Source organism: Flavobacterium sp. PL11, assembly GCF_035985025.1.
Lineage (GTDB): Bacteria > Bacteroidota > Bacteroidia > Flavobacteriales > Flavobacteriaceae > Flavobacterium.
The window spans coordinates 21,807-33,048 of the sequence record NZ_JAXCIA010000017.1 but is presented as its reverse complement, the minus strand read 5'-3'; the positions used below and the strand labels follow the sequence as shown (position 1 = coordinate 33,048).

Sequence of the window (11,242 nt, the reverse complement as noted above, 5' to 3'; positions counted from 1 at the left end):
TTAAAAAGTGGTAGTAAAACTCACATCTGCATTCTTTTTGAAATCGATGTGTTGTATATCTAATATTTAGTTGTTAGAATATGGATTTAATAGAAGTGAAAATTTTAATGATTTTGGACTGATAATTTTTAAAATTGTCGAAATAATACTTTGAAATTAATATTTACTTGTAACATTTTATAATAGACATTTATAATTATTGAGGATATTAAATTACTGTGGTAAACAAGATATAGATTATTGATTTTATATAAAAGTCAATCGTACTAAAATACTTTTTAAGCAGATAAAGTTATGAAGATGTATTGATTTTAAAATTATTAAATACAAGAAAAATACTATTAAATAGAACGGTTTGTTAAATAAACGATTAAAATAATGAATAAAAATTTTAATCGACATTGATTATATTGATAAAAAAAAGCAGAACCACCTGTAACTTGATTTAACAGAAAGTAAACCAAAAATTAATAAATGTGATGAATAATTTTGCTAACATATAACAAAACAATAATAGTTTTAGATCTTCAAAGTGACTGTAAACTCAAATCTGTCTGAATTAAAAAAAGTGTCAAATTCCTGCATCTATTTAGATCTCTATTATGGTAAATACTTCAATTAAACATAAATGACCTTGTTCTTAGGTAGGAACAAACCATTTTGCCTATTTGGGAACATAAAATTGAAAATTTACTTGGATTACTATTAATTTCCTATCAGAAAAAACGGTAACACTGTTTTAAATAATAACCAATCTTAAAGTTTTATCTGTTTGATTTACCATAAAAGTTATGAATTAAAAAAGATAACTCCGTAATAAAATGTAGTATAATAACAGTTAAATTATAGATGCCAGTTAAGATTTTTATACTACTAATTTTAGATCATAATATAACTGCTCTCCGAATATGAAAAAAAATTAATAATATGTTTTTATGATATTTATTGAAGCGTAACTTAATTCTATCTTTATTTTAGAAAAAGCAATTTAGCTAAAAGCAGTCAATTTCTTATCTTTAAAATAGAATATTGTTTAAAATTTTTTTCCTTCTCATCATTAAAAAATGCTGAAACTCCGTATTTCGTAGAACTATTTTATCAAAAAAGCCCTCCATTTAATAAATGGAAGGCTTCACTTAAAGGTAATATTAGTAACTTATTTAATCAACTCAAATACAACTTTATTCTCTGTGTTTGAATCAGTGCCTACAAAAACTTCAAAAGTCCCGAGTTCAGCAATAAATTGCAAATCGGCATTGTAAAACTTTAAATCCTCTATCCCTATTTCAAAAGTTACTTTTTGTTTCTCACCTTTATTAACAGCAATTTTTTGAAATCCCTTTAATTCTTTTACAGGTCTTGTCACTGAACCTACTAAATCTCTGATATACAATTGAATTACTTCTTTTCCATTGTAATCGCCGGTATTTTCAACTTCAACACTTATCTTTAATTTTTCGTCAGCTTTCATTTTAACAGCTGAAATTTCGACCTTATCATATTTAAAATTAGTATAGCTCAATCCAAAACCAAAAGGATATAAAGGTTCGTTTCTTTCATCGATAAAATTTGATCTAAACTTTTCAAATTTGCCTTCCTTATTCATTAAAGGTCGGCCTGTATTTTTTTGATTGTAATAAATAGGAACTTGTCCTACACTTCTAGGAAAAGTAGCTGTCAATTTTCCCGAAGGATTCACATCACCAAACAATACATCAGCAATTGAATATCCTGCTTCACTTCCTGCAAACCACGTATTAAGTATCGCCGGTACGGTTTCATTTTCCTGAACTAAAACTAAAGGACGACCCGTAAATAAAACTAAAACAACAGGTTTACCCGTCTTTAATAATGCTTGTAGCAAATCTCTTTGAGCTTGTGGTATCTCTAAGTTAGTACGGCTGCTACTTTCTCCTGACAATTCAGCTGATTCTCCTAAGGCCGCAACAATTATATCTGATTCACCAGCAATTTGAAGTGCTTCTGCAAGTAATTCAGCAGATGTTCTACTATCACGATGTAATGTTTTGCCAAACATTGTGGCTCTTTCTTCAAAAGCTGCATCATAATCAAGGTTGCTTCCTTTAGCGTAAAGCACTTTTGTATTAGTACCGGCAACTTCTTTTAAACCAGTTAAAAGAGAGATAGATTTTTCCATGTTAGTTGCAACACTCCAAGTTCCTGCCATATTTTCTTTGGCATCAGCCAATGGTCCAATAAGTGCAATAGTTCCTGATTTTTTTAGCGGCAACAGCTGCTTGTTATTTTTTAGTAAAACCAAGGACTGTGCTGCAATAGCTCTCGCCTCAGCTCGATTACTTTTAGTAAAAATTTCAGTTTTAGCTCTATTTTCATCACAATATTTATAAGGATCATGAAATAATCCTAAATCATATTTGGCATTCAAAATCAATCTTACTGCATTATCAATTTGCTCAATACTTACTTTCTTCTCATCTACAGATTTTTTTAAAGTTTTAAGAAAACCTTCGCCCACCATATCCATTTCGATCCCTGCATTCATGGCTAAAGCAGATACCGTCTGTAAGTCGCCCATTCCATGATCGACCATTTCATTAATACCTGTATAATCCGTAACCACAAATCCTTTAAAACCCCATTGATTTCTCAGAACATTGGTCATTAACCACTTATTTCCTGTTGCGGGAATGCCGTCTACTTCATTAAAAGAAGCCATAACTGATCCCACTCCTGCATCAATAGCAGCTTTATAAGGTGGAAAATAATCATTATACATTCGTATTCGACTCATATCAACCGTATTGTAATCTCTACCAGCTTCTGGGGCTCCATAAAGGGCGAAATGCTTTACACAAGATAAAATCGTATTGTTTTTTGACAAATCTTTTTGCTGATATCCTTTCACCATTGCTTCCGCTATTCTACTTCCTAAAAAAGGATCTTCACCTGAACCTTCAGAAACTCTTCCCCAGCGTGGATCACGAGATATATCTACCATAGGTGAGAATGTCCAATTGATTCCATCAGCACTAGCTTCTTGAGCAGCAATTTGAGCACTTCTTTCAATTAAATCCATGTCCCAAGTGCTCGAAAGTCCAAGCGGGATAGGGAAAGTTGTTTCATAACCGTGAATAACATCCATCCCAAAAAGCAATGGGATTTTTAATCGGCTTTTTTCAACAGCAATTTTTTGTACTTCTTTTATTTTCTTTACTGATTTAATGTTGAATAAACCTCCTACTTTGCCGTCTTCGATATTTTTAGCCACATCTGAACTATTAGCTTGACCGGTTGTTATATCTCCAGAAGTGGGTAGATTTAATTGCCCAATTTTCTCATCCAGAGTCATTTTAGAAATTAAATCTGACACAAACTCTGTTTTCGGTTTTAATATAACGGTCTTTTTGGATACCTTTTTTTGGCTGTAGCCAAAAAAAGAAAATCCAATAAGTAATACTATAAGTTTAATTTTCATTTATCTGATTTTTATTTGTTTAAACATCCAGTCATAAATTTCTTGATTGTCATATACTCTCGACCAACTATCATGATTTGCATCATCAAAAATAGTGAGATCTACATTTCCCTTACAAGCTTTTAATTTTTTGAATATAGCAATAGAATAATCTACTGTTACTACTTCATCGAGCAAACCGTGAAAAATTTTAGTTGGAATCTTTGCAATTTTACAGGGCTCAACCATCGGAATCCGATCAACAAAACCGGCTATAGGAACTAATGCCGCAAAAGTTTCAGGATATGCAAATGCTAAATTCCAAGCGCCCCAAGCTCCCATACTCAATCCAGTAAGATAAATTCTATTAGGATCGATATTGTTTTCTTTTTGGATTTTTAAAATCAATTTATAAAGTACCTCAGCATCCCAATATTCATTCTCTGGACATTGAGGTCCTAAAACAAATGCATCTAATTCATGTGTTTTTAAATATTTAAAAGGACCATGAATTTTCATTTTTTCAATGTCTTTTCCTTTTTCGCCAGAACCGTGTAGAAAGATAATTAAAGGCTTTTTCTCTTTTATATCCTTTGGAATGTGTAATGCATAACCTAATTCTTGCTGATAAACAATTTCAGTTTTAATTTTTCCAACGACTTCGCTCTGTGCAAATGAAATCAAAGAAAATAAAAGTGTAGATAATATTATTTTATATTTCATCTCTTACCTATTTTTAAAAGCCATGCTGAGTTGACGAAAATCCTAATTTTACCAAGCCCTGCTTAACCTCTGGTGCTTGCATAAATAATTTCCAGATTAATCCCGTGCGATGATTTTCAATCATGGGAGCAATTGTTCCTTGATCTATCGCTAAATAGCGTTTAGTGACCCAATTATAATGAGGTGAAAAAGCATCATAGGGTCCTGCTATTCCAACTAATGTGCTTTTATTTTCATCATATAAATAATGTAGAAATTTCATGCTTTCTACTGGCGTAAAAGGAAAGGCAGACAAAGCGGCGGTAGGCGTAATCACTCCCGTATCATTTAATGGCTGATGGGCTGTATACCCTGTGCTTCCATCATTGTTGCGTGTGTAACTTGCAGTAAGTCCCCAGCATTTATCAGAATAACCATTCCATTTTTTTGGATTTGCAATACAATATTGATTGATGATTTTAGAATGATTTTGTGTTAATTTCCAGTAATCAGCATAAGCGTCTTTTAAACCACGTGGATCTAAACCTAAATATGAATATTGCGACCAAAATAGAGGCCCCACATTACCACTAGCACCATTATAATTTAAAATTACAGGTATTCCATATTGCGATCCACTATTAGTTATATTTCCTTTTCGAGCCCAAGCATCATGATAAGCTGCAGCAGGAATAGGATGTGTAGGTGAAGCTGCGCCTAAAACGTATGCAAGCAAACATTCATCATAACCTTGTATTTTAAAATTCATATCCCAACCGTAGTTTGGAGACCAGTGCCAGTACAACGCATTCTCGCCTTTAGTGTACCAGTCCCACTCGACCCCTTTCCACAAATTATCTGCTTTAAGAGCAAGTGCTTTTTCAGCGGAATTTCCATTTTTAAAATATTCTCTAACCGCTAAAATTCCTTGACATAAAAAAGCAGTTTCAACAATGTCTCCGCCATTATCTTTAGTACCAAATGGAATAACTTTTCCTGTGTTTCCATCAATCCAGTGGGACCAAGCACCGTGAAAACGATCGGCATTTTCTAGGAAAGTTAAAGCGGTTGTAAGTCGCAAAACCGCTTCGCCTCTGGGTATAAAACCACGCTCTATTCCTACAATTAATGTCATTAACCCAAAACCAGAACCGCCTGTAGTTATAATATTAGATTCAAAACTAGGGTCTCCTTCATGGTAGCGTTCCCGCGCTAACTTAGAATTTGTTTCAGCATATTCCCAGAAATATTTGACCACATCTTTTTGGACCTGATCCATAGCTTCTGCATCTGTCAAAGTGACTATTGGTGAAGTTGGCGTTGCAGGTAACGGTGTCCCTTCCAATTTAGAATCTGGAGTAGATGTAGAGCATGAATTAAAAATACTGATAAATAGGAATAAAAAAGAAAGTTTAATCATTTCGATATAGTAATAATTGAAAATTTTATAATTTTTTTAAAAAGACCAATTTGGGTACCTTTTAAAATATAAGAACTTATTTTTAAGTAAAAGGCTTATTATAGAAATGCTATAATAAGCCTTAAAGTACTATTTATCTTTTTTTAGTATACAATGCATTTACTTCAGCAGCTGTGAGAGCTGTGGCATACATACGGAATTGGTCTAAACCACCTGTCCATGAATTACCTAACCAATCTCCTTCAGTTAAACTTGGTCCAGCGCCAACTATTAAAGAGGTGATTTTTGATGGCTCAAGTTTAATAGGTCCATGATCTCCCCATTTAGATGTGGTTCCTGCTACACCATTTTTATAAAGAGTCATCGTTGAGGTTGCCCCGTCATATACAAAGGCCAAATGATGCCATTGTCCATCATAAATTCCAGAAACTGCTCCTGTAGGTCCCCATGGAACCCATTCAAACCATTTTTCATCTGTAGCATCTTTCACAAAAAACTTGACAATCGGTTCGGCCGCATTTCCTTCCATTAATAAAAACATAGAACCTCCTGACCAGTGGTATCCGCCTACAGCTGGCATACTAAAAATTTCCTCCGTTCTAAACTCGCCTTTCTTTTGCCATAAGGCAACTGTAAAACTTCCAGCAGTTTTAGCAAAGTCATTAGCAGAACCGTATCTAATATATTTTCCTATTTGACCTTGTGCGCCTTTTCCTTTGATTCCGGGAATCGATTTCAACGCATTATCAGATGGGAAATTAGCACGAACGCTATCTACTGCATTCATCAATACATTATCACTAGTACCATCAAAAGCTACAAAAAATTTTAGTGGTCCACCTGCTGCATTAGCATCCTTAGCATAGTCCCCTAATTCAGGTCTATCCATTTCTTGACACCCTATAAATGCTATTGAAATAAGAACTATTCCAAAAGCTTTTCTAAATAACATTACATTTATTTTCATCTTTTAAATTTTTACAATTATCAATAGTCGTTAATAATTTGGATTTTGCTTTAAAATCCCACCTGATTGATCAATAGCTGTTTGTGGAATTGGATAGTATTGATTTTTTACTTGGTAACCCAAACCTCCTAATACAGAGGTAGCATCGCCCCATCGTACTAAATCATAAAATCGTTCCCCTTCCAAAGCAAACTCAATTCTTCTTTCTTGTTTGATAGCAGTTCGTAAGGTTGCTTTATCTAAAGATGTTACTTTAGGTAAAATCCCAGTATTGGAACCTCGGGCTCTTGAACGAACCATTTCTAAATAGTTAACGGCAGCACTTGCTGCTCCATTTTCATTTGCTGCTTCAGCTGCCATAAGAATAACATCAGCATATCGAAGTACTTTTATATTTTTCCATTGATTCTTATTTTCTCCGTATTGCAATCTAATACTAGGCGTTGTATAAGCTTTTTTATTCCAATAAGGTTGCGCTAATGGAGGACTTGCTGGAACAGTTAGTCCAAAACCGTCATTTTGACCTGAAAAAAGAATAGTGGCATCTTTACGTGGATCTGCACTTTCATAAGCATCTACTAAATTTTGTGTTGGTACGTGAAAACCCCATCCTAAATCCCATGAACTTGTACCACGAACTCCTTGAGATTCCCAATAATTATTAGAATAATTTACACCCGCAGTTCTTAAAAATTGAACTTCGAAAACAGCTTCGCTTGAATTGTCGCCAGCTTCGCTAAATAAAGTAACATAAGAGTTTACTAAATTATATTGTCCTGATGTGATTACCTCTTCACTTTTATCCAGAGATTTTTTCCATTCTCCTTGATACAAATATAATTTTGCTAATAAACTATTAGCAAATCCCTTAGTAGCTCTTCCTGGATAAGCAGGCCAACTCAAAGGCAGATTTTCAGCAGCATACATCAAGTCACTTACGATAAAAGCATCTACAGCAGCAATAGTTGATTTCGATTTAATTACATCACTAGGTTTTACAATTTTTATATCAATAATAGGAACTTCTCCATAATCACGACGCAATTCAAAATAGGCAAACCCTCTAATTGCTCTCGCTTCCGCTTTATTAGTGATGCTCCCTTGATCCTTTAATCCTGATGCATCTACATCAGCAATTAGATCGTTACATGCATAAATTAAACTAAAATGACCATTCCAGTTGTCAGCTGGAATTCCTTCAGCAGCCGAATATTGAAAACGGTCCATCACATTACCCATTGTAGCTGCATCTGTGGTTGTACTTCCTTTAGAAGCATCATCGGATCTAATACTTTGAAACCAATAACGAGTCCAATCAGTAATTCCAGTTGTGTTCCTGATTTTGCCATATAGACCAAAGGCCTTTTCTTCAAAACCACCGGCGGTTAAATCTCCCTCTGTAGCAATTCCTAACGGTTTCTTATCTAAAAAATCATCGTCATTACAAGCTGAAAATAAGCTAACCATTAACGCTAAAAAGAGCGATACTTTAATGATATATTTATAATTTTTCATATTTCTCTATTTTATATTTTTAATTAAAAGGTAACATTTATACCAACTGTGGCAATACTAGGTAGTGGATATCCACCGCCATCAACACCAAATCTTGTTGGAGATCCACCTGCTTCCGGAGTAAAGCCCGAATTGTGTTTCCAAGTATAAAGATTTTGAGCACTTACAAACAATCTTAAGCTTTGCATTTTTAATTTATCTGTAATACTGGAATCGAAACTATATCCTAATTGTATATTCCTTAATCGGATATAACTCCCATCTTCGATCATATAAGTAGAGTTTTGCTTATTGTATCCAGAACCATCATTAAGACGTGGTTCCCAGTTAGAAGTTCCTGCTCCAGTCCATCTGTTCAATCGGTCTGTTCTGTAATTAAATTGCGCAAATGTGCTACCATTACCCCAGTCTCTATAAACTTCATTTCCGTAAACACCTTGTACATCAACAGATAAACTAAAATTTTTATAATCTATATTTCCTGAAAATCCATAAGTAAAATCAGGCATTGGATTACCAATTACAGCTCTGTCATCAGCAGTTACTTTTCCATCGTTATTAATATCCTTATATTTTAAATCACCTGGTCCATAACTCCCTAGTGAACTTGGAGGAGATGCAAGAATATCAGCATAAGATTGATAAACCCCTTCAACTTGATACCCATAAAATGAACCTATAGGAGCACCTGCTGTTAGGATAGAAGGCCCATCAAAAACTTGAAAACCATCTGTGTAAACTGATTTTACATTGTTATTGAGAGTAGTTATATTTCCGCTTATTGAATAATTAAAATCATCTTTGAAACGGTCGCTCCAAGTAGCAGAAAATTCTAAACCTTTATTTTCGATTTGACCTGAATTAGTATAGAATTTTTCGCTTCCAGCGTCTATAAATGTCAGTAAATTGTCTGTCAATTTATGATAGTAATTGGCCTCAAATTTTAATCTATTGTTTAGAGTTGCCATTTCAAATCCTGCTTCGTAAGAAGTTACAGTTTCCCATTGCAAATCAGGATTACTTCTATAAGCTAAAACGTATGCTGGTACTAGAGACTCACCAAATACTGCCGTAGAACCTGTTGTATAATTTGGATAAAAAGGATAGTGAACAGATGAGTACTGATTTCCTAATTCGCCAAAAGAAGCTTTTATTTTTAAGGCATCAAAGATCGTTTGATCTTTCATAAAATCCTCTCTTTGCACATTCCATGCAGCTCCAAGAGACCAAAAATTTTGGAATCTATTTTTTGGAGAAATCTCAGATGATCCATCCCTTCTAAAAGAGGCATTAATCAAATATTTACTGTCATAATTATATAATAATCTCGCTAATGTTGAAGCGGTAGAGCGATCCCATTGATCAGAATTAGCTACTCTTGTTGTAGGATCACCAAAAGGATAAACACCCACATACCACCATCTTTTATCATTAGGAATAGGAGAACCGTTTACAAATTGCTTTACGCTTCCACTCATTCCGGAGTAATCTTCACTATATCGAGTATATCCTAAAAGAGCCGTAAATTCATGACTACCAAGAGACTTATTATATGTTAATAAATAATCTTGCTGAAACTTTTGATACGTATTGTTATACTGATTTACGTTTGTTAATATGTTCCCGGCAAACGGTGTAATTTGATCCGTTTCTGCTGAGTAAATATCTATTACAGGAGTGTATCCTCTACCTTTATTAAAACCGAAATCAGCTAAATAGGCCACTCTAAATTTAAAATCTTTTAATAACTTAAATTCTGTAAAAATATTTCCTACAAGTCTTTTTTCACTATTAAGCTGAGTATATTTCTTTGCTTCAACATCTAAGAGTGGATTACCAATTTGCGCAGCGCCAATTTCAATAGGCAACTGATTGTAAATTCCTTGATTATTTAATGGTGAAACAATAGGTGTAGCATTTAAAGCTGCGCCAAAACTATGCAATTGAGGGAGGTCAGCATGATAACCATTAACACCAATTCCAAATTTTATATTATCTGAAATTTGCAATTCATCATTAATATTAAATGTAATTTTTTTATACTTCTCATATTCAATTAATCCTTCATCTTCTGTGTAGCCTGCTCCAAAATAAAATTTATTTTTATCAGTACCGTTGGAAATACTTATATTATTAATTGAGGTTATTGCTTGATTGTTTGCTATAGCATCTATCCAATTAGTATCACCAGTAAATAAATTGTACGACGTGTAAGGACTTGCCCCTTCATTCACTCTTTGCTCGTCATACAAAGTCTTAAATTGAGATGCGTTAGTAAGTGAAGGTTTCCCGGTTATACTTTTAACTCCTAAAGAGGAAGAGAAATTTATAATTGTCTTACCAGTTTTAGCTTTTTTAGAGGTAATAATTATCACTCCATTTGCACCACGAACACCAAAAATGGCCAATGATGAAGGATCTTTTAGTACTTCCATTGATTCAATATCATTTGGATTTATAAAATTGATGTTGTCATTTAAGATTCCATCTACAACATATAATGGTTTAGTTTGATACCTACTAATTGTACCTCTTATACGAATGTCAGGCTCAGCTCCTGGTTGTCCTGAATTTACAACCGAAAGTCCTGCAACCTTCCCTTGGATAGAAACAATAGGATTTGTATTAGGTCTATCAGCAATTTCCTTACCTTCAACCTTAACGATAGATCCTGTTAAATCTCTTTTTCTTGCTGATCCGTATCCTATTACTACAACTTCTTTCAATGCTGTATCTTGAGATTCTAACATGGTTATAGTCATTGAAGCTGTAGTTGCTTTTATAGAAACAGCCTCAAAACCCACCATACTTATTTTTAACACCTCGCCTACTTTGGCGTTAATGCTAAAATTTCCATCAATATCGGTATCTACTGAAGTTTTAGAATCAGCAGCAACAACCATTGCTGATGGAATTCCTATCCCACTTTGATCTAATACCTTTCCCTTAATCACCTGTCCAGACATATAGGCTGGGAGCAGAATAAGTGCTAAAAAGCTTAAAATAAAATTTCTCATATACTATTTATTTGTAAAAGTTAGTGGAGCCAAATTAGTCAATTACAACGTTATAGTTGATATATAAGATTTGCTACATGACTACATCATAATAAGTACATATTGCAATAATCAATATATTATAGCATTTGCAGGAGTTTATCTTAGCTCCTCTTATATACTATGATGTAGTAATGATGTATAGT

General features: G+C 33.7%; 6 protein-coding genes. All 6 read right to left on the bottom strand.

All coding sequences use genetic code 11. The features are described 5' to 3' along the window. Nucleotides 1-1,156 precede the first annotated feature (1,156 nt). Nucleotides 1,157-3,457 (bottom strand): beta-glucosidase BglX, encoded by a 2,301-nt coding sequence (gene bglX / locus RCH18_RS10270; RefSeq protein WP_326936665.1) that lies wholly within the window; start codon nt 3,455-3,457, stop codon nt 1,157-1,159. After that, entirely contained in the window at nt 3,458-4,159 is a 702-nt protein-coding gene (locus RCH18_RS10265) for a prolyl oligopeptidase family serine peptidase (RefSeq protein WP_326936664.1), read from the bottom strand. 13 nt (nt 4,160-4,172) lie between these two features. Next, a complete protein-coding gene (locus RCH18_RS10260; RefSeq protein WP_326936663.1) occupies nt 4,173-5,558 on the bottom strand; it encodes a glucoamylase family protein in 1,386 nt (461 codons plus the stop codon). 133 nt (nt 5,559-5,691) lie between these two features. After that, nucleotides 5,692-6,525 carry a LamG domain-containing protein gene (locus tag RCH18_RS10255; protein ID WP_326936662.1) on the bottom strand — a complete coding sequence of 278 codons (834 nt, stop codon included), beginning with the start codon at nt 6,523-6,525 and terminating at the stop codon, nt 5,692-5,694. A 30-nt stretch (nt 6,526-6,555) separates the two neighbouring features. Next, nucleotides 6,556-8,040 (bottom strand): RagB/SusD family nutrient uptake outer membrane protein, encoded by a 1,485-nt coding sequence (locus tag RCH18_RS10250; RefSeq protein WP_326936661.1) that lies wholly within the window; start codon nt 8,038-8,040, stop codon nt 6,556-6,558. Between the two features lie 23 nt (nt 8,041-8,063). Then, on the bottom strand, nt 8,064-11,057 hold the full coding sequence (locus RCH18_RS10245) for a SusC/RagA family TonB-linked outer membrane protein (protein ID WP_326936660.1): 2,994 nt from the start codon (nt 11,055-11,057) through the stop codon (nt 8,064-8,066). Between the last annotated feature and the right edge of the window lie 185 nt (nt 11,058-11,242).

Bases quoted from the DNA above. Each gene is read 5' to 3' on its own strand.
- bglX (WP_326936665.1), bottom strand. From the start codon at position 3,457: ATGAAAATTAAACTTATAGTATTACTTATTGGATTTTCTTTTTTTGGC.
- RCH18_RS10265 (WP_326936664.1), bottom strand. From the start codon at position 4,159: ATGAAATATAAAATAATATTATCTACACTTTTATTTTCTTTGATTTCA.
- RCH18_RS10260 (WP_326936663.1), bottom strand. From the start codon at position 5,558: ATGATTAAACTTTCTTTTTTATTCCTATTTATCAGTATTTTTAATTCA.
- RCH18_RS10255 (WP_326936662.1), bottom strand. From the start codon at position 6,525: ATGAAAATAAATGTAATGTTATTTAGAAAAGCTTTTGGAATAGTTCTT.
- RCH18_RS10250 (WP_326936661.1), bottom strand. From the start codon at position 8,040: ATGAAAAATTATAAATATATCATTAAAGTATCGCTCTTTTTAGCGTTA.
- RCH18_RS10245 (WP_326936660.1), bottom strand. From the start codon at position 11,057: ATGAGAAATTTTATTTTAAGCTTTTTAGCACTTATTCTGCTCCCAGCC.